This window comes from Maribacter dokdonensis DSW-8, assembly GCF_001447995.1.
GTDB lineage: Bacteria > Bacteroidota > Bacteroidia > Flavobacteriales > Flavobacteriaceae > Maribacter > Maribacter dokdonensis.
Genome location: NZ_LDPE01000001.1, coordinates 1,629,045 through 1,650,097, shown reverse-complemented (window position 1 = coordinate 1,650,097; position 21,053 = coordinate 1,629,045). Strand labels below are relative to the sequence as shown.

The following is a 21,053-nucleotide window of genomic DNA, read 5'->3' as shown; positions in this document are numbered from 1 at the left end:
AATGGCATACAGTGAATATTTGGCAGATAGGGTAAGGCCAAGATTAAAGGGCAAGGGGTTTGTAGAGGAGAAGAAAATGATGGGCGGATTCATTTTTATGGTCAATGGAAAAATGTGCATAGGTATTATGTTCGATAAAAAAACCGAAGAAGACAAGCTAATGGTAAGAGTAGGGAAACTCAATTATGAAGAACTGCTAAATAAACCGGGCAGTAGCCCAATGGATTTTACGGGAAAGCCTTCACGTGGTTTTTTGTTTGTTGGTCCTGATGGGTTCGATAGTGAAAATGACCTGGATTTTTGGGTGGCGAAAGCTTTGGAGTTTAATACGCTTTTAAATACATGATCTTGGTTGTCAAATAGGCTTTCATGCCCTATGAAATGATTAAATTTACGGCGTGAAAAACATTTTTCCTTTTTTGGATTGGATTTCATCCTATAAAAAAACCGACTTTGTAAAAGATTTGTTGGCGGGTATTACCGTAGGTATTGTATTGGTGCCACAAGGTATGGCATATGCAATGATAGCAGGTTTGCCACCCGTACATGGTCTTTATGCCTCTTTATTTCCTGTCCTTGTTTACGCACTTTTAGGCACCTCAAGAAAAATAGCGGTTGGTCCTGTGGCCATGGATTCGCTTTTGGTGGCTGTAGGTTTGGGTACCTTGGCTATAACCGGGGTAGAAAACTATATAAAAATGGTGGTGGTACTTGCCTTAATGGTAGGTGTTATTCAGTTTTTATTGGGGGTTTTGCGAATGGGCTTCTTGGTCAATTTTCTTTCAAAACCGGTAATAAGTGGGTTTACATCTGCCGCGGCTATTATAATTGTTTTTAGCCAAATGAAACATTTGTTGGGTATTTCCGTAGTAGGCAGCAACAGAATCTACAAGACCGTAATCAATATTTTTTATAAGCTAGGAGAAATAAATTATGTGGATTTCTCAATCGGTCTTGTTGGTATAGCTTTGTTGCTAGGGTTTAAAAAGTGGGCCAAGAATATTCCCGGTATATTAATTATCGTAGTGTTGGGGATTGTGGCGGTTTACTTTTTTCAGCTAGAAACTTACGGAATTAAATTGGTAGGAAACGTACCTAGTGGATTGCCATCTTTAATAATGCCTACATTGAATATTGAAGATGTAAAGCAACTTGCGCCAATTGCTATAGCATTGGCATTGGTGGGCTATTTAGAAGCTATTTCTATAGGTAAGGCCATTGAAGATAAAACAGGGGAAGACACCATAAAGGCAAATCAAGAATTAATAGCCTTAGGATCATCAAATATTGTGGGTTCTTTTTTTCAAGGGTATCCAGTGACAGCAAGTTTTTCTAGATCGGCAATTAGTTTTGATGCTGGTACAAAAACCAATTTAAGTGCTATTTTCAGTGTTATTTTGGTGGTGCTGACCCTACTTTTTTTAACACCGTTGTTTAAGTTTTTACCGAATGCTATTTTGGCTAGTATCATTATGGTATCCGTAGTAAAACTTATAGATATTAAGTACTTTAAATATTTATGGTCAAACAGAAAAGATGAATTTTTTGTGATGCTGGTGACTTTTTTGATCACTTTGTTCATCGGTATTACACAAGGTATATTAATAGGTGTTCTATGCTCTTTATTGCTAATGGTCTATAGGACTTCTAAACCCCATTTTGTAGAGATTGGTAATATTGGCAATTCCGACTATTATAAGAATGTAATTCGTTTTGCAGATGAGGTGGTGGTGCGTAATGATTTGTTAATCGTTAGGTTCGATTCTCAGTTGTATTTTGGTAATTCAGCTTATTTTAAAAAACAATTGCTTAAGCATATAAAGGCAAAAGGTCCGGCACTTAAAGGAATTATTTTGAATGCAGAATCCATAAATTACATTGACGCCACCGCTGCGGATATGTTGACTAAATTAATACATGATATTAGGGAACGTGAACTGCAATTTTACATTGCAGGTGCCATTGGACCAACAAGGGATATTATTTTTAGTACAGGTATTATCAAGGAATTACAGCGAGAATTTTTGTTCGTAAAAACAAAAGAAGCTGTCGATTTTTTTGATGACCCCAATGAGATATCCTTATTGGCCGCGAAAGTAGCCTATGAAAATAGTAGAATGGCCAAGGCCAAAAGAAATATAAATTAAAAAAATCTTGTACCTTAAAGGTGAAGTGATTGTTATAATATAAAGTAGTTTAGTATGAATATAGAACAGATATATACAGGTTGTTTGGCTCAAGGAGCATATTATATTGAGAGTGATGGGGAAGTTGCTATTATTGATCCGTTACGTGAGGTAACACCTTATATTCAAAGGGCTGAAAATGACAATGCCAAGATCAAGTACATATTTGAAACCCATTTTCATGCAGATTTTGTCAGCGGGCACGTAACGCTTTCAAAAGAAACAGGAGCTCCTATTATTTACGGTCCCACCGCTAACCCTACTTTTGACGCTATCATTGCCGAAGACGGTCAAGAATTTAAGTTGGGCAAACTCACTTTTAAAGTGCTTCATACACCGGGGCATACTATGGAAAGTACTACTTATTTGTTGCGTGATGAAAATGGTAAAGATCATGCAATTTTCTCTGGTGACACCTTGTTCTTAGGTGATGTGGGTAGACCTGATCTAGCGCAGAAATCTGCTGATATGACCCAAGAGCAATTGGCAGGTACGTTGTTTGATAGTTTGCGTACTAAAATAATGCCTTTGGCTGATGATGTTACCGTATATCCTGCACATGGTGCCGGCTCTGCATGTGGTAAGAACATGATGAAAGAAACGGTGGATACCTTGGGTAATCAGAAAAAAATGAATTACGCTCTTAGAGCGGATATGACCAAGGAAGAATTCATTAAAGAAGTAACCGATGGTCTTTTGCCTCCACCTAAATATTTTCCTTTAAACGTAAAAATGAATAAGGAGGGATATGAAGATATAGACGATGTGCTTAATCGTGGGAATGTTGAATTATCGCCGGATGCATTTGAAAAAGCAGCTAATGATACCGAGGCTTTGGTGTTAGATGTTAGACATCAAGATGAATTTGTAAAAGGTCATATACCAAGGTCCATATTTATAGGATTGAACGGTGATTTTGCTCCTTGGGTGGGCGATTTAATTGCGGATACCAAACAGCCATTACTATTGGTGATTCCTGAGGGTAAAGAAGAAGAGGCTATTACTAGATTGTCCCGTGTAGGATTTGATGCTGCCATCGGATATTTAAAAGGCGGAATAGAAGCTTGGAAAGCGGCAGGGAAGGAAGTGGATCAAATAACTTCTATTACGGCACCTGAAGCCAAAACTTTAATAGATAAAGGTAATGCCGTTTTTGATGTGCGTAAAGATGGTGAGTATTTAAGCGAACATTTGGTAGGTGCAGTTCATACTCCCTTAAGTGAATTGAACAAACATTTGTCCAAATTTCCTGAAAAGGGAGAATTTTTGGTGCATTGTGCAGGTGGTTACCGTTCTGTTATAGCATCTTCTATTTTAAAAAGTCGTGGTATTCATAATCTCATCGATGTTAAAGGTGGCTATGGAGCATTGAAGAAAGAAGATTTGGAGAAGACGGACTATGTGTGCCCTACTACGCTATAATTGAAAAATAGTGTTGGGGTGTTTCCTTAAATAGCTTTCTACGATACGCTGGGTTTCTAGCGTATTTTTTTGCGGTGTAATGAACATTTCTAGGTCTTCCATTTGTGAAATAGCCACTTCAGTAGGTGCAAAGCCGTAACCGGCGTAGTTATTTTCCTTAATGATTACAAAGCCGTTTTCGTCCAAAGTTCTGCCTTTGGTCTTAATAACCAAGGTGGAGGAAACATCTTTAATGTTTTGTATAGCATTATGAACGCGTTCGTTATACTCATCCACCATTTCTAGATCCGAGCAAATGCCAATGCACTGCTTAATTTTGTAATGGGAACAAACCGTCACGTTTTCTTGCAGATGGCAATATTTTGGGCAAAGCTCAAAAGTGCTACACAGGATTTCTAAATATTGTCTGGCCTCCGTTGGGCTATAACAAACGGCAATAGGGTTGGGAGTCATTTTTATCTTATTGAACGCCAAGTGGTAAATACCATTGCGGTCAACGTAAGTGAAAATACCATATTGTTGAATAGACCTTTTTTGAGCACTATTGTACTTTGGGTAATAGTGTTTAATTTCGGCAGATTCCTTTAAAAGTGCAATAAGTTCATTACCTGTTTCCTCATAATCTAAAGAAGCGGTTTCAGCGCAAAGAACCAATTCTTTCGTCTTTTTATCATAAAAATGCCCAAGCACTCTTTTTTTGATGTTTTTTGCCTTACCAACATAAATAATTTTTCCCTTTTGATCTTTAAAATAATAAACACCGGGGGTCGTAGGTAATTTTAAAAATTGTTCTTTTGGTAAGCCGGGTGGTAGTGTAGCTTCTTGAGATTTGGCATTGAGAAATTGCTTGAAAACAATTTCAGCATTTTCAGTTCTCAATAATTTATGAAATAAAAGTACGGTGGCATGAGCATCACCCCTGGCACGGTGCCTGTCAGTTAATGGTATGCCTAAGGCACTGGTTAATTTTCCTAAACTATAAGAATTGTAGCCGGGCAATAATTTTCTTGATAAGCGTACGGTGCATAATTTTTTTCTAGAAAAGTCATGCCCAAGCAGTTTAAATTCATTTTTTATGACATTATAATCAAAATTAACGCTGTGCGCTACAAAAATGGTGTCTTTGGTAATATCAATAATCTGTGGAATAATATCCTCTAACAGCGGAGCATTACGTACCATATCATTATCAATACCTGTAAGTCCGGTAATAAAAGCGGGAATCTCACATTCCGGATTTACTAGTGAAGTGAATTCGTCAACTACCTCATGACCATCATATTTAAAAATAGAAATTTCGGTAATTCTATTACCCTTAATACCGTTACCGGTAGTTTCTATGTCAATTATCGTGTACAAAAAAGTGAGGAATATCTAATCATTACAAAGTTAGTTGAAAATGAGTTAGAAAGGTAATTTGTTTTATGGTAAAGGAAACGTAGTAGGTAGAAAACTAAGTATTATTTAGTGGTATAAAAGTTAAAAAGCATTTAAGTACAGTGGCGCTTCTGACAAATATATACACTTAAATATAGATGTGAAGACATCTAGGGAAAAATCGGAGTCTAGTAGGATGAAGGAACCTATTATTTACCCTTATTGTTTTGGGCATCTATTGAGGTTACACTAGAATTTTGGGAATTCATGTTATCCTCTAAAATATTGGTTTCAACATTCTCACGTACTACGTAATCTGAAACTAGGTCGTAGTCTTTACCGCAAGAAGATAAACTTAATAAGAAAACAATGGCTGCAACAGGGACGAAAAAGGCTTTGGTAAGGTGGAATTTCATGTAAATGTTGGTAAAATTTATCTCGCTAAAAAATTAACGCAATCCGAAAATATTTAAACTTTATCCATTAACGACGAAAAGTTGAATTTATTCGATGAAATGCACACAAAATGTTATTAACACTAATTGTTAATAATTTATCAGGGTATGATATAAGGTGATTTGTTAATATAATCGGTGTAGGTTGCAGCTGTTTTCTTCATTAAAAATATAAAAACCAAGCCCTTCATTTTCGTTGCTTCTCTAGTTCCCCCGATTTCGATAGGCAATTTCCATGAAGGGCTTGGTCTAAAATATATTCAAGGTTTTAGCAAAATCTAATTCCTTTCTATTTCTGTATTTATAATGTAGTTTAATAATCGTTAAAAGCTCAGTTTCGGTTAATTCATAGCTATTCTTTAACGATTTTATCTTTCGTTCTCCTATTCTGGCTAAAATTTGAAGTTCTTCTTTTTGTCTTTGCATTTTACTTAGGTTAAATCCGTCCTCTTGTGGGGAGAACGGATTTTTACAACTAACAACCACGCTCTATTGAATCTGATTGATTACTGGGTAAAACTATTAGAAGTTAGGTGTCGGTACAATACCCAGTTACGGGTATTTCTCATGTATAAAGTTTTGAATTTTTAGAATTCAATCAAATAGATGAATAAAATGGTAAACGAAATATGAACTAGTGTAGCGGTGTAGTCGCTTTGAGTTAATAGAAAAGAGATTGGTTGTTCAATTTATTTCCATCGTAGAATACGTCAATGTAAAACGAATTTAAAGTTTCCTTGATGTTTACTTAAACTTGATCCTAATAAATGAATGCATCTTTGCAGCGAGTTTAGAATAAGTTTGAGTTAGTTGAAAAAACCGGCATATCCTCATAATGTGTCGGTTTTTTGTGTCTTGACTTTACCGCAGAAACTAAAAAATTGGTAGTCTTAAATTATCGGTTTTTAATTATGGACCTATTATTTTTATTGATTTCATACTTCTATGTCAATTCTTATTTATTATATCGGTGTTGGGCTTAAGCTATCATAATTAATCTTAGCTTTAAGGTGAACGTTGATATCCATCACCTTACTCATACTTTAATGAAGATTACTGAAAAACCTGCTGTTTCTAAGAAAATTGGAGTTTTTGCCATTTGGGCAATTGGTGTTGGGATGGTGATTTCAGGTGAATCTTTCGGCTGGAATTTAGGTTGGGCCATTACCGGACCATTATGGTTTTTTGTTCCTGTGACAGTTGCGGCTTCAATGTACTTTGGGCTAGTGCAAAATTTAATTGAATTGGCATGTGTACATCCTAATGCCAATGGTCCGCATTCTTATGTAGAAAAAGCTTTTGGTCAGAAATGGGGTTATTTTGTAGGGTTAGCAATTTTGTTTGAATTTTTATTTGCTACTCCTGCTATTGCCAGTTCTCTCGGTGAATATTTAGGGTTTTTAATAGATGATTTAACGATGTCTCCCTGGATAGCTACACTTTTTATATTATTTTTCTCTATCATAAACCTCTTTGAAATGCATGTTGGGGTGCGTCTGTTAGTGATTTTAACCTTATTGGCCATTGCGGAATTATTTTTGTACCAAGGTTCTGTCGTTAGTTCTTTTCAAGTGGAAAATCTCATGAATTCAGGAGTGGGGTCATTAGATGTTGAGCGTTTTGTTCAAGCCATACCATATGCTATTTGGTTGTTTTTAGCCATTGAAGGGATATCGCTTATGACCAAAACGATCGATAGAAAGGGGTTTAGAAAAACAATTACCAAGGGGTATAATCTCGCTTTTTTTACCTTATTGACTTTGGCGCTTTTGGTGTTATTCCTTGCCGCTGGAGGTATAGATTGGACATTGCCAGAAAGTATGGATATACTTACTGAAAATCATCCCATGCCTGCATCTATGGCATTGATATTGGGGAAAGAGAATTTTTTGGTGCAACTATTTACATTTATTGGGCTATTTGGACTCATAGCTTCCTTACAAGGAATTGCTTTTGCGGCAACTACGCAGCTAGAGCCCTTGCTGCCAGATTTAAAAATCAAAGGGGTTTCTAAAAGAGCCGTTGCTTCTGCGTTGGTTTTTATTATTAGCCTTGTCGCTATATGGAGTAGCCAAACCGGATTTTTAATTGAACTGTCGGTTTTTGGGGCGGTATGTATGTATTTGGCGGTAAGTGCATCTTTGTTAGTTTTAAGGAAAAGGGAAGGCTTTGGGTCTTCGGTATCTGAGTTCGATTGGTATCAACATTCAGATTTTAACCCTATTTTCTCAACCGTTAGCGCTATGACTGCTGTAATTATTTCGCTAATTTGTGTATTGGCTTTTGCATACCTTCAATTTACGGCGTTTGTTATTTTTATTGCTTGTAGCTTGGTGTATGTATTTTTAATCCGGAAAAAGTAGCATGGCTTATCAATTTACATTGGGAAAACAGAATTATCTTTTTGATGATTTGAAATCTGTTTTGGCAAAAGCGAGTCCGTTACGATCGGGCGATGCTTTGGCGGGTTTGGCAGCCGCTAGTAATACGGAAAGAATTGCAGCTCAGTATGTGTTGAGTGAATTGCCCCTAAAAGTTTTTTTAAATGAAGCAGTAGTTCCTTATGAATTAGATGAGGTTACTCGGTTAATAATCGATACCCATGATGTCAAAGCTTTTGATAATATTTCTCATTTTACGGTAGGTGACCTTAGGGATTGGTTACTAGAAAATACTACATCTGGGCAAAATATTTTAGAAGTTAGCAAAGCATTGACTCCAGAAATGGTAGCTGCCGTATGTAAGCTAATGCGTAATCAAGATTTGATTGCCGTCACTTCCAAAATTCAAGTAATTACCCGTTTTAGAAACACGGTCGGCTTAAAAGGTCATGTTTCGGTGCGCTTACAGCCCAATCATCCTACGGATGATATGAAAGGGATTTTAGCAAGTACGATAGACGGATTATTGTATGGTTGTGGAGATGCGGTTATTGGTATTAATCCCGCAACCGATAGTCCTAGTGTGACTATTAATCTATTGCAAATGCTTGATGATGTTCGTTTAAAATATGAAATACCTACCCAGAGTTGTGTCTTGTGCCATGTAACTACGGCTTTACAGATTATGGATAAAGCTCCGGTCGATTTAGTATTTCAATCCATTACCGGTTCGCAAAAGGCCAACAGTTCTTTTGGTATCGATCTACAAGTTTTAAAGGAAGCTCATGATGCTACTTTGGCTTTGGCGAGAGGTACGATTGGTAATCAGTGTATGTATTTTGAAACTGGTCAAGGGTCCGCTTTATCTGCAAATGCCCATCATGGTGTTGACCAGCAAACAATGGAGGCAAGGGCTTATGCGGTCGCTAGACACTTTGATCCTTTTTTAGTGAACTCTGTGGTTGGTTTTATTGGTCCGGAATATTTGTTCGATGGAAAACAGATTATCCGTGCGGGATTGGAAGATCACTTTTGTGCCAAAGTTATGGGCTTGCCTATGGGTATGGATGTATGTTATACCAACCATGCAGATGCCGATCAAGATGATATGGATAATTTATTGACTTTATTAGGAGTAGCCGGATGCAATTTTTTTATGGGTGTACCCGGTACAGATGATATAATGTTAAATTACCAATCGACTTCTTTTCATGATGCATTGTATTTACGTAAAGTTCTTGGTAAAAAGCCAGCACCGGAGTTTGAAGCTTGGTTGTTGAAAATGGGTATCATAGATGAAGCGGGTAATAAATGTAATATAGATGACGCGAATAAATTGCTGTTGAAATTATGAGTAAGGATTTAACCATAGCCAATAAATGGCAACAATTAAAAGAACACACTAAGGCGAGAGTAGCACTAGGCCATGTGGGTACTAGTTTGCCTTTGAGCGAAGTACTGGCATTAAAACATGCACATGCAATGGCAAAAGATGCTATTGTAACCAAGTTAGATGTAGAGGGGCTATCCCAAAAATGTAAAGCGCAGGAAATACCATATCAAACATTTAAAAGTAGAGCAAGCGACAGGCTTGAGTATTTGAAGAGACCTGATCTTGGCAGACAATTACTGTTTAATACTCATTTAACAAAGACTGAAAAAGTCGATATTGTTTTTGTCATTACTGACGGACTTTCGGCAAAAGCGGTAAATACTTATGCCTTTAAAGTTTTAAATCATCTTTTACCAAATTTGAACGAAAGCTATACTTTCGCAGTTACACTCGTGGAACATGGGAGAGTTGCAATTGGTGATGCTGTAGCGGAATTTTACCATGCAGATTTTGTAGCAGTATGTATTGGTGAAAGACCAGGTTTGTCATCACCTGAAAGTATGGGTATTTACACCACGTATCATCCAAAAATAGGCTTTACCGATGAGCGTAGAAATTGTATATCAAATATTCATGCCAACGGACTAAGTGGTAAACAAGGTGCTCAACTTTTGCAGTATTTAATTGAAAAATCATTCGCCTTAAAAATAAGCGGAGTAACATTAAAGCTTGAAGTTGGTGAAATATTAAAGAGCTAGTTTTTAGAGCTTCACTTTTATTTCCTTTATTCTAAAAGCTTGTGTTCTAAGTAGATTTTGAAAAATACGAACAATTCTTTCTTGGTTTTCCTCAGGTATACGCCCTCCTATAATCCAATTCTTCTTAGCGTATTTGGTACTTTCCAAGTTGAACTCGGCCATTAAGCATTCTAAAGCTTCTTCGCGAGTTTCGTCGTTCATTTTACTGAACATTTGTTTAATATTTTCGGTCATTGGTGGTTTTGGTAGTTTTCAAAAATAAATAAAAAAGTCTTTCAGCTGGCTAAAAAAAATAAATAGATATGAGCATTTTGATAACAACTTAATGTTTACTTGATATTAATTTAAAATAATTAAGAAATTTAGACCTCACTTTTGCAAACCATAGAAAATAGCTTAGGTATAATAATATCTAATGTTTGTTGACCAAATTTCTTCTTGATATAATTATTTATGAGACTTTTAAAATTACCAATAGTTTGCTTATTGTTCATTAGTGTATATGCGGGTTATACACAAGAATTTAAAGTGCATTCCCATAACGATTACAAGCAAAATATTCCTTTTTGGAAAGCTTTGGGAGCAGAGGTGCAATCTGTTGAAGTTGATGTGTTTTATAAGGACGGAAAACTGTTGGTAGCACATGAACAAAATGAAATTCAAGAAAACTCAACCTTAGCTCGACTTTATTTAAATCCCCTTCAAGAGGCTATAGCCTTAGGGTTGCTTAACAATAAATCTTTGCAATTATTGATAGATGTAAAGTCAAACGCACATAAAACGTTAAATGCTATAGTTGCTGAATTGAAAGAATACCCAGCAATCATTAACGCCGATAATGTAAAAATTGTTATCTCGGGTAACCGCCCAGATTTGAAAGAATATATTGATTATCCTGATTTTATTTTCTTTGATTATCAGAGTTTGCAGCCTGTAAACAATACTGAAGTGCTTAAAAAAATTGCGTTGATAAGTTTAAGTTTTAAAAACTATTCTGAATGGAACGGTAAAGGTAGACTTACTTCTCAGGACTTTATAAGTGTTACTGAAGCTATTGACAAGGCACATGCTTTAAATAAACCTTTTCGTTTTTGGGCAACACCAGATTCAAAATCTGCTTGGAAGGCTTTTGTAGACATGGGTGTAGATTATATAAATACGGATATGCCCAATGAATGTGTTACATATGTTACTTCCTTAAAAGACAGAGTAGTGCAAAATTCTGTTTTTTCTAAAGTGTATTATCCAAATTTTAAAGTAGATCAAGCAAAAAGGGTTCCAAAGAATATTATTCTAATGATAGGTGACGGTAATGGGTTAACGCAGATATCGTCTACTGTTTTAGCAAATAATGGAGAATTGTCTTTAACGCAATTAAAAAGTATAGGTTTTATTAAAACACAATCTGCAGATGATTTTACCACAGATTCTGCGGGTGCAGGTACAGCGATAGCTACAGGGCAAAAAACAAATAATAGGGCAATAGGTACTAATAAGAAAGGTGCGACTATTCTCAATCTCACAGAAATATTATCTGAAAAAGGTTTTTATACAGGGGTCATTACTACTGATGAAATTACTGGGGCAACACCTTCTTCTTTTTATGCGCATAGAACGGATAGGGGTATGGTGGCAGAAATAGCCTCTGACTTAAAAATCTCTAAATTAAAACTGTTTATCTCTCAGCCAACAAAAACGGTAAAGCATATTGAAGATGCCGGTTTTGTAATGAAAACCGATATAAACACTATAGGCGCAAGTGTAGATGAAAAAATAGGAGCTTGGTTTGATCATTCCAATGAAAACGTGACCGAATCAAATGTCCAAAAATTGGCTTTGGCCACCAAGAATGGAATTTCATATTTGAATAAAGAGAAGCCTTTTTTCTTAATGGTAGAAGGTGCAAAGATTGATAGTTATGGTCATGCCAATGATATAAAAGGTGTTGTTACGGAAAGTATCTCTTTTGATAGGGCGGTATCAGAGGCTATAAAGTTTGCAGATGAAGATGGTAACACCTTGGTAGTGGTTACAGCTGATCACGAAACTGGCGGGTTGACCATACCGCAAGGTAATGTTGTTAGGCATGAGATTGAGGCGGATTTTACCACTCATGACCATACCGGCACTATGGTTCCTGTTTTTGCTTACGGTCCCATGTCTCAGGAATTTCAAGGGGTGTACGAGAACAATGAAATTTTTGATAAATTATTAAAGGTGTTGAAAATTGCTGTTAAAAAGTAATTTGCAGAGCACTATCCGCTCATTAGGTTAAAGAGATCATTTTACCTAATGTTTACAATGTTATAATATCACTTCAATTAATTTATAGGAGATTTGTGAACTATGAAAGTGGAGGGAATAGATAACGGTAGTATTGAAAATTTGGTTTTGCGTGTAAAAAAGTCGGACCAAAAAGCATTCAATATATTGTTTACAGAGTTATGGGATCCAATGTATTCCTACGCTTGTTCTATACTCATGAATGACAGTCTAGCCCAAGATGTGGTGCAGGATATTTGGGTAGATTTTTGGCAACGAAGACAAGATTTGGATGTCAAGTTTTTAAAATCTTACCTATATAAATCTATTCGTAATAAATGTTACAATCATTTACGCAATCAAAAATTCAATAAGATTCAGTTAGAGGTTGCACATACATTGTCTGTAGCATCAGATGTGGATCAAAATGATGATGTCATTGAATTATCTACCAGAATAAATAGTGTCATCTCTCACCTTCCAAAAAGATGTCAGGTAATTTTTAGACTTAGTCGTATAAATAATATCGACAATAAGGAGATTGCCCATAAATTGGATATTTCCCAACGTTCCGTAGAGAACCAAATTTCTTTTGCCTTACGCCAATTGCGAAAAGAACTTGCCGTGGCAAAAACCTTGTTTTTCTTTCTTTAGTTTCCTTTTCATTATCTAAAAGTTAAGCACACCGTTGTTTTGTTAAGTAACCATTAAGCCTGCTTTTTGGAGTGTGCGTGCCCCTTAGGTTATGGTACTTGTGATTGTAACAATAGTATAATGACCGAAAAAGAAGTAAAAATACTCATGAACAAGTACCTAAATGGTACAATTACAACTACAGAAGAAAAACTTTTAGAAAAGTTTGATGCTTCTCTAATGCTTAATAAAGAAGGTCATGTATTTAAAAATGATGATCATAGAAAACAGGTAGGGAAAAAACTGCTGAAGAGAATACATGACAAGCAAAATAGAAAGTCGGATAAATCTTGGGTGAAAGTTGCTGCAGCTATTGCGATAATAATCAACCTAGGGGTTTTAACATATTTAGGGTTAAATACAGAAAATAAAAAGACGGTTACTGTATCACAAATAGTTGAAACTACAGAATGGGGTCAACGAAAAGATTTTGTGTTAGCTGATGGTACAGAGATAAAATTGAATTCGGGAAGTACAATTTCATTTCCAGAGAAATTTTTGGGCAACACCAGGGAGGTCACCTTAGTGGGCGAGGCCTTTTTTAATGTGGCAAAAGATAAGACCAAACCTTTTATCATAAAATCCGGAGATTTAAGCACTACGGTTTTGGGCACATCATTCAATATTAATGCCTACCCTAAAAGCAATGATATTTTGGTAACCGTTGCTACGGGTAAAGTGCAAATTGGAGCTAAGGATAATACGGTGTTCTTACTGCCCAATGAACAGGGCGTATTTCATAAAAATTCTGATAGTATTTCAAAAAACGATGTTGATACCAATAATTTGATCAATTGGCAAAAAGGACTTTTAACGCTGAATGATATAACAATGAAAGAGGCACTTGATGTTTTAGAGAAGTGGTACGGAGTAACTTTTGTAATTCATGATGATACGCCGTTAGATTGCCATATTACCGCTTCGTTCAATAATGAAAGTTTGTCCAATGTTTTAGAAAGTATCACTTATGTGAAAAAGGGTTTGTCTTTTCAACCCTTGAAGAACAGTACTATTCTGATCAAAGGAAAATGTAGAGATAATGACTAACAAACCAAAAACCAATTATGATGTAGACCTAAACCTAAAAAAGTAGACAGCCTGTAACACTTTGGCGAGCTAAACAGGCTGTCAATTATTCAAAGATTATTTATAAAAAACAACCATTAAACATTATGTGAAATTATGAATTTGCTAACTAATAAACAATTTATCAAGTTGACATTCAATACGTTTTGTCTCCTTATGATCATGGCGATGCTGAATCCCATACTTGCAGCTGACCTTAGGGGCCAAAAATTAGAAAATTACAAAGTGGATATCGCCGTTGAAGGCGCTACGGTATTGGATATTTTAACCAATATCGAAGATCAGACAAATTTTAATTTTGTGTACGATCGCAAAGTAGGTAAGCTTAAGAATACCTATAGTGTAGCTTATGAAAGCGTGTCTTTACGATCCGTTTTAGAGCTAATGGCCAAAGATGCCAATTTAACCTTTAGAAGGATTAATAACACTATTTCTATTACCGTAAAACCAAAGGTTTTCAAAAGAGTGGTAGAGGTTGAGTTTTTGACCGTTAATGGTACGGTTACCGATCAGGGTGGTGTTCCATTGGTTGGTGCTACGGTACTTGAAAAGGGAACTTTAAACGGGGTCACAACAGATTTTGATGGTAACTTCACAATTGATGTTAAGAGCGATGCTGTATTGGAGGTATCTTATTTGGGCTTTACAACGCAAGAAGTTGCCTTGCAGGGCCAAACCACAATAACTGTTCAATTGGTGGAAGATGCTACGCAATTGGATGATGTTGTTGTTGTGGGCTATGGTACGCAAAAAAGATCGGATGTTACGGGATCCATTGCATCGGTTAAAAGTGAAAACTTCAATAAAGGGGTAGTTGCCAATCCTGGTCAATTACTACAGGGTAAAGTTGCCGGTGTAAACATTACTTCGGTAAGTGGTGAGCCTGGCGCTTCACAAAATATTGTTATTCGTGGTATTGGTAGTTTTAGATCGGGTACTTCGCCTTTGTTCGTAATAGATGGTTTTGTCATAGATAATACTTCTACGGGTGTGGCATCTAATCCTTTAAATTTCATCAATCCTCAAGATATTGAATCCATGGATGTGTTGAAAGATGCATCTGCTGCCGCTATTTATGGGGCACGTGCTGCAAATGGGGTTATTGTGATCACTACTAAAAAAGGAAAAACCGGTAAAACGGAAATGAATGTTTCGGTTTCTACGGCTTTTGCAACATTGGCCAATAAAATAGATGTGTTTTCTGCAGATGAGTTCAGAAGACAGGTGCCAGCTGTTGGTGGTACTTTGGTAGATGGTGGCGCAAATACCAATTGGCAAGATGAGCTTACACAAACAGGTATTTCTAAAAACGTAAACTTTTCAATGAGTGGTGGGGCATCTGATAAATTCAATTATTATGCTTCTGTAGGGGTTGATGATCAAGAGGGTACGTTTGCCAATAGTTCTTTAAAAAGATATTCTGGCCGTTTGAACTTGAATCAAAAGGCTTTGGACGGTAAGTTGAATGTAGATTTCAATTTATCCGCTTCTAGAACTTTGAACAACAGACCAGATGCTGGTGCTACGGTTGCAGATATGTTAGAGCTGAACCCTACAATACCTTTATACACAAATGGTGAACCCACTTTGTTAGATGATAATAGGTTAAACCCATTGATACGTAATGAAATCTATGCCGATGAGTCTAATAGTAACCGTATTTTGGCGAATATTTCTCCATCTGTAGAGATTGTAAAAGGATTAACGTACAAACTTAATTTGGGTGTAGATTATTCCTCTACAAATAGAGATCAACAACGTGCACCGTATGCCTTGTTAGAAGATTTAAATCAAGGGTATTTAAATAGTTGGATCACTACCAACCAGAATACACAGGTAGATAACACGTTGACCTATACATTTGAAAAAGGAGATCATGGAGCAACAATTTTGGTTGGTCACTCTTACCAAGAAGTGTTCTTCCAACAAAAGAAATTTGAGTTGCAAAGTTTTGCGGATAATGGTATTGATCCAAGATATCAAGATCAGATCAGTAGCCAGGAATTTCCTACTAGTTTGTTCTCTACGGCAGAGAAAAATGAATTACAATCTTTCTTTGGTAGGGTAAATTATGATTTTCAAGATAAATATTTATTGACTGCCACCATGCGCGCAGATGGTTCTTCAAAATTTGGAGAGAACAATAAGTACGGTTATTTTCCTTCTGTAGCCTTAGGTTGGAATATAAGTAAAGAGAATTTCCTGTCAGAAAGTACCATTGTAAACAACCTAAAGCTACGTGCTAGTTGGGGTCAAACGGGTAGTCAAGAAGGTATAGATAATAAAGTGTCATTGGCAAGTTATATTGATAGTAAAAGTGATAATGACACCTATCCTTTAGATGATAGTGCTACTACATTAGATGGTTATCCATTTGGTACGGTACCTGCTCGTACTGCAAATCCTAATCTAAAATGGGAAGTTGCCACCCAGACCAATATTGGATTGGATTATGGTTTCTTGAATAATAAAATTACGGGTACGGTAGATTATTTTAATAAGGTAACTACAGATGTAGTATTGTTTGCCAATAGAGTGGATCCTATTCAACCAACCGAGAAAATATGGACCAATCTTGAAGATTTGGAAATACATAACTCCGGTGTAGAATTTGCGTTGGATTTTAGAACAATGATCGGTGAAGACTTCTCTCTTAATGTAGGTGGTAATGCTACCTTCATTAAAAATGAGGTTACAGACTCTCCTTTTGCCATTATTACCACCGGTGCCGCACAAGGTGGTGGGCAAACTGGCGCAACGATCAACGGTTATTTGAACAATGAGGCTATAGGTACCTTTTACATGAAAGAGTTTATTGGTATTGGTGATGACGGTTTAAATCAATTTAGAGATGTAAACGGTGACGGTGAAATTTTAGATGATGACCGTATTGCTGCAGGTAGTGCCCTGCCAGATTTTACCTATGCCTTCTATTTGAATTTTGATTATAAGAATTTTGATTTAGGATTTAATTTTAATGGGGTGTCCGGTAATAAAATTTACAACCACACCGCAATGTCCTCATTCTCAAAAGGACAATTGAGCAGAAATTTGAATACTACTGATTTCGCTATTCAGTTTCCAAACGAAGATGTTAATAATTCCAATGAGGTATCAACCAGATATTTGGAAGACGGTGCTTACCTAAAACTGAACAATGCTACATTGGGATACAACCTTTTGGCCAGTAAAATTGGATTAGATGATTATGTGAACGATATACGCTTTACGCTAACGGGTCAAAATTTATTCATCATTACGGATTATACGGGCTACAGTCCAGAAGTAAACACAGGTAGTGAAATAGATGGTATACAAACTTTTGGTATTGACCGGTATACTTACCCTAATTCAAGAACCATCTTGTTTGGTTTAAATGTATCCTTTTAACACAAAAAAAATCTATCAAAATGAAAAATAAACTAATTATATCATCACTGGTTCTGGTCTCTTTGTTGACATGGAGCTGTACTGATCTTGAAGAAGAATTATTAGATGAATCATTAACAGGTGCCCAGGCAGAAGTGATTAGTGGGGCTATTGCACCCGCTTACGGTTATATTTCTTGGACATGGAGGCATACCAATTATTATGGTCTACAGCTTATACCATCAGATGAGGCAATACTACCTTATAGAGGAGGAACGGATTGGTTTGACGGTGGTAAGTTCTTGGCGGCTCATAGCCATAATTTCACCCCTACTAATGATTTGGTCGCTAGTGGTTGGAATGAGCTTACCACGAATATTTCAAGAACCTTGGCCGCCATTGAAGTACTTGCTCCATTAGCGGATGAGGGAGATGCGGAAGCGGCAGGGGCATTGTATGAAATGAAAGCCTTAAGAGCGTATTTGAACATGTTATTGCTAGACAGTTGGGGTATTGTTCTTAAAAAAGAATCATCTGAAGAGCTTTCAGAGGTTTTAAGAACCCAAGATGCCATAGACTATATTGAGAGCGAGTTGTTGTCTGTTGTTGATGTGATCAATGATGATAAAGGGCCTGGTAGAATGTCGCGTTCTGCTGTATACGGTTTTTTGGCTAGATTGAACTTGAACGCTGCCGTATACCGTGATCCTTACGGTACGCCTAATTTCACGCAGGCAGATATGGACCAGGTAATCACATACACCAGTAATATTATAGATTCCGGAAACTTTTCTTTATCTCCAGAGTATTTTGAATTGTTCAATGATGAGAACCATTCTAACCCAGAATTGATATTTGCTTTAGATCAACGTGGTGTATTGACCCAGGAACATAGTCGTTGGGCATATTGGTCAATTGCGGGGTCAATGTTTCCAAGACCTGAGTGGCCTAGTGCCGATGGTACTGACGGACCTGCGGTTACTTCAGATTTTTATCAAACATGGGTAGATGCCTATGGAGATGTTGATCCTGCGGATGCAGATGCTCGTTTCTATCAAAAAAATACCTTGGTGCCAGATGCTCAACTGGCAGATTTGGAAGGGCGTGAAAAATTATTGGAAACTGAGACCGAAGATAGTTTTTACTGTGTACAAGATGTTGCTTTTGAAATGGATAGAGGTATTCTTCGTGGTATACAATGGGGACCTAGAAAAGGTGATGACGGCCAGTTTCTTACCTGTGAAGACGGTACTATTAAAATTTTACCGGTAAGACAGATAAAAGGAAATGGTCCTTCTCGGGATATAGGGTACGTAGATCATACTTTGGAAATAGATTTTACCAATGAAGGATCTTTGCATAATACGGGCTACAGGGCATCTAAGTATCAATTCAGCCGTACCTCACCTAATGGTAATGGTAACAGTAGTGTTGACTTAGTGTTGATGAGACTTGCCGAGGTGTATTTAATGCGAGCGGAAGCTAAACTAAGAAATGGCGATGCTGCCGGTGCATTGGCAGATGTAAATGTGGTAAGAACTTCTAGAACGGCACGCCCGGAACAAACGCCAGATCCTTTAACTGCAGTAGATACGGATATCTTATTTCGCGAGCGTGGTTTTGAACTGTATTGGGAAGGGTTTAGAAGAGGAGATCAAATTCGTTTTGGAAAGTATGAAGATACTTGGACGGAAAAAACGGATACCGATGTAAACCATAGATTGTTCCCAATTCCACAAAGTGCCGTTGATGGTGCTTCTGGTATAGATGGTTTCTTAGAGCAGAACCCTGGGTATTAATCAAAAATTAGCTTTAATAGGAAACGGTAAGAATGTGAATTCTTGCCGTTTTCTTTTAATATATAATTGTTCATGAAAATTAATTTTAAAAGTATGAAAGGTTATATGTCAGCTTTCTTTGTTCTATTATTTCATTTGGCGTGTACTTCTCAAACTATAAGGAACGAAGTTCAAATTGCCTTCATGGCCGATATTCATTTCGCAGATGTGTATCCTGAATTTGAAGATTTAAATCCTGATGTGTATACAGACACCGTGAATGGTAAAAATGTTTTAATACGGTCAATGGAATCACAATTACATTCTACCCGATTGTTCAATGAAAATTATTTCGCTTTTCAGGCAGCTTTAGATGATGCCGTCAGAAGAGGAATTAAAATTATTGCCATGCCTGGCGATTTTAGTGATGATGGTCAGCCTGTTCATATTAAGGGTTTAAAGAAAATAATGAATCATTATGCTGAGGAATACAATGTGTCTTTTTTTATGGTAAATGGTAATCATGATCCCACGAGACCTTTTGGAAAACAAAGTGGTGAACGTGATTTTCTTTCAAAACATGGTCGATTGCAACCTATTATGAGTACTAAAGGCTTATATACATCGAGCACTATAGCTGAGGAGCCTACAGTGATTGCTAAAGAAATTGCGGAGTGGGGGTATAAAGAGATTTTAGAAGAGTTAAAAGCGTATGGCTTTTTTCCGCAACAAAAGTTCAGATATTGGGAAACTCCTTTCTCTACTTATGATTATGAAGACTATACTTTTAAAAAAGCGGAATTGGCATCTAAACTGGATAATAGAATTTCGTCTAGCGCTACGTTAAAAACAATTCCAGACGTAAGTTATCTGGTAGAGCCGGTAGAAGGTGTTTGGCTTTTGGCTATAGATGCTAATGTGTACACGCCAAAATCAGATGGTAAAGGGTTTAACGGTTCTGGCATAGGTTATAATGAAGTATTGACATATAAACGATATCTGCTAGAGTGGACAGAAAAGGTGGTAGAAAACGCCAATCGGTTAGGTAAGACGTTAATTGCGTTTAGTCATTACCCTATGGTCGATTTCAATGATGGAGCAACTGATGATATGAAACAGTTATTCGGTGTCAATAGTTTTCAAGCGCATCGTGTGCCCGATGAGGTCGTAGGTGAAATTTTTGCCGATATGGGATTGAAAGTACATGTGGGTGGGCATATGCATTTAAACGATACGGGTATCATAACTACCAAGAATGGTAATACATTAACGAATATACAAACTCCTTCATTGGCTGCTTATCCGCCAGCTTATAAGTTAATGACCATAAAAAATACATCTAAGTTGGAAGTAGAGACTGTAGTTTTGGATTCGGTAGCTTCCTTCAATTCTTTTTTTGAAAATTATAAAAAAGAGCATGATTTCCTAAGAGATAATTTTCCTGATAGAATGTGGAACGACATTATTTTGGCATCATCCAATTACCTCGATTTTACAAATATACATTTACAGGAATTGGTGCGTTGGCGTTTATTGCCTAACAATTGGCCTGAACATTTAAAAAAGTCATTGTTAAATAAAAGTGGATGGCAATTGGTTCAAAAAGTTCTAGGCGAGGATTTTTCTGAAAAGGAATTATTGTTGAAAATGAACAATGCTGGTGTTTCAGAAACTGATTTTAAAAATTGGAGTGGTGGAGATTTAATTTTAGATTTTTATCGACTTAGAAATGCTGATGGAATTGCATTGATTGATATTGAACCTAATAGATTAAAAACGTATAGTTTTTTGTTTGATGTATTGCAACGGCAAACTGGAAATGAAGATATACTTTCATTACAATTATTTGCGCTAATTTTTCAAAAACAGATGAATGGGGAAGAGTCAATGAAATTTAAGGTCCATTTAGAATAATGTTTGTAACAATCTCCTCAATAATTCAGAGGTTTAACT

16 protein-coding genes are annotated in these 21,053 nt (G+C 36.5%); 12 read left to right on the top strand and 4 right to left on the bottom strand.

The features are described 5' to 3' along the window. Position 1 precedes the first annotated feature (1 nt). Genes I600_RS07175 through I600_RS07165 form a run of 3 tightly spaced genes read left to right on the top strand, consistent with a single transcriptional unit; the run spans position 2 to position 3,608 of the window. Positions 2–346, top strand: coding sequence for a TfoX/Sxy family protein (locus I600_RS07175; RefSeq protein WP_058103775.1), 345 nt, complete (start codon positions 2–4; stop codon positions 344–346). A gap of 52 nt (positions 347–398) precedes the next feature. After that, positions 399–2,147, top strand: a complete 1,749-nt coding sequence (locus tag I600_RS07170) for a SulP family inorganic anion transporter (protein WP_058103774.1) — start codon at positions 399–401, stop codon at positions 2,145–2,147. A gap of 54 nt (positions 2,148–2,201) precedes the next feature. Further along, the gene (locus I600_RS07165) at positions 2,202–3,608 is read left to right on the top strand and encodes an MBL fold metallo-hydrolase (RefSeq protein WP_058103773.1); all 1,407 of its coding nucleotides are present in this window, start codon (positions 2,202–2,204) and stop codon (positions 3,606–3,608) included. On the opposite strand, the gene I600_RS07160 is transcribed toward I600_RS07165, so the two are convergent. The 3 genes from I600_RS07160 to I600_RS19170 all read right to left on the bottom strand — a co-directional run bounded on the left by I600_RS07160 (position 3,603) and on the right by I600_RS19170 (position 5,866). Further along, positions 3,603–4,967 (bottom strand): exonuclease domain-containing protein, encoded by a 1,365-nt coding sequence (locus I600_RS07160; protein WP_058103772.1) that lies wholly within the window; start codon positions 4,965–4,967, stop codon positions 3,603–3,605. The genes I600_RS07165 and I600_RS07160 overlap by 6 nt on opposite strands. A gap of 227 nt (positions 4,968–5,194) precedes the next feature. Next, a complete protein-coding gene (locus I600_RS07155) occupies positions 5,195–5,401 on the bottom strand; it encodes a hypothetical protein (RefSeq protein WP_058103771.1) in 207 nt (68 codons plus the stop codon). Positions 5,402–5,689: 288 nt separating this feature from the next. Next, complete coding sequence (locus tag I600_RS19170) at positions 5,690–5,866, bottom strand: hypothetical protein (RefSeq protein ID WP_157490851.1); 177 nt, start codon at positions 5,864–5,866, stop codon at positions 5,690–5,692. A gap of 620 nt (positions 5,867–6,486) precedes the next feature. Between I600_RS19170 and I600_RS07150 the strand changes: the two genes are divergently transcribed. From I600_RS07150 to eutC, 3 genes are read left to right on the top strand one after another with little or no spacing between them, the layout of a single operon-like run. Further along, entirely contained in the window at positions 6,487–7,803 is a 1,317-nt protein-coding gene (locus I600_RS07150; RefSeq protein ID WP_058103770.1) for an amino acid permease, read from the top strand. 1 nt (position 7,804) lies between these two features. Then, positions 7,805–9,175, top strand: coding sequence for an ethanolamine ammonia-lyase subunit EutB (locus I600_RS07145; RefSeq protein WP_058103769.1), 1,371 nt, complete (start codon positions 7,805–7,807; stop codon positions 9,173–9,175). Beyond that, positions 9,172–9,912 carry an ethanolamine ammonia-lyase subunit EutC gene (gene eutC, locus I600_RS07140; RefSeq protein WP_058103768.1) on the top strand — a complete coding sequence of 247 codons (741 nt, stop codon included), beginning with the start codon at positions 9,172–9,174 and terminating at the stop codon, positions 9,910–9,912. Before I600_RS07145 ends, eutC begins: the two co-directional genes overlap by 4 nt. A 3-nt stretch (positions 9,913–9,915) precedes the next feature. Here eutC and I600_RS07135 read toward each other — a convergent pair whose 3' ends face one another. Further along, positions 9,916–10,146, bottom strand: a complete 231-nt coding sequence (locus tag I600_RS07135) for a hypothetical protein (RefSeq protein WP_058103767.1) — start codon at positions 10,144–10,146, stop codon at positions 9,916–9,918. 219 nt (positions 10,147–10,365) lie between these two features. On the opposite strand from I600_RS07135, the gene I600_RS07130 reads away from it, so the two are divergent. The 6 genes from I600_RS07130 (at position 10,366) to I600_RS07105 (ending at position 21,014) form a co-directional block, all read left to right on the top strand. After that, positions 10,366–12,156: an alkaline phosphatase gene (locus tag I600_RS07130; RefSeq protein WP_058103766.1), complete on the top strand. Its 1,791-nt coding sequence runs from the start codon at positions 10,366–10,368 to the stop codon at positions 12,154–12,156. A gap of 102 nt (positions 12,157–12,258) precedes the next feature. Continuing rightward, on the top strand, positions 12,259–12,828 hold the full coding sequence (locus I600_RS07125) for an RNA polymerase sigma-70 factor (protein WP_058103765.1): 570 nt from the start codon (positions 12,259–12,261) through the stop codon (positions 12,826–12,828). A gap of 120 nt (positions 12,829–12,948) precedes the next feature. Then, entirely contained in the window at positions 12,949–13,914 is a 966-nt protein-coding gene (locus tag I600_RS07120) for a FecR family protein (protein WP_058103764.1), read from the top strand. Positions 13,915–14,121: 207 nt separating this feature from the next. Further along, a complete protein-coding gene (locus tag I600_RS07115) occupies positions 14,122–17,343 on the top strand; it encodes a SusC/RagA family TonB-linked outer membrane protein (protein ID WP_245188857.1) in 3,222 nt (1,073 codons plus the stop codon). A gap of 20 nt (positions 17,344–17,363) precedes the next feature. After that, on the top strand, positions 17,364–19,121 hold the full coding sequence (locus I600_RS07110; protein WP_058103762.1) for a RagB/SusD family nutrient uptake outer membrane protein: 1,758 nt from the start codon (positions 17,364–17,366) through the stop codon (positions 19,119–19,121). A 93-nt stretch (positions 19,122–19,214) separates the two neighbouring features. Beyond that, on the top strand, positions 19,215–21,014 hold the full coding sequence (locus tag I600_RS07105) for a metallophosphoesterase (RefSeq protein ID WP_245188856.1): 1,800 nt from the start codon (positions 19,215–19,217) through the stop codon (positions 21,012–21,014). Positions 21,015–21,053: the final 39 nt, after the last annotated feature.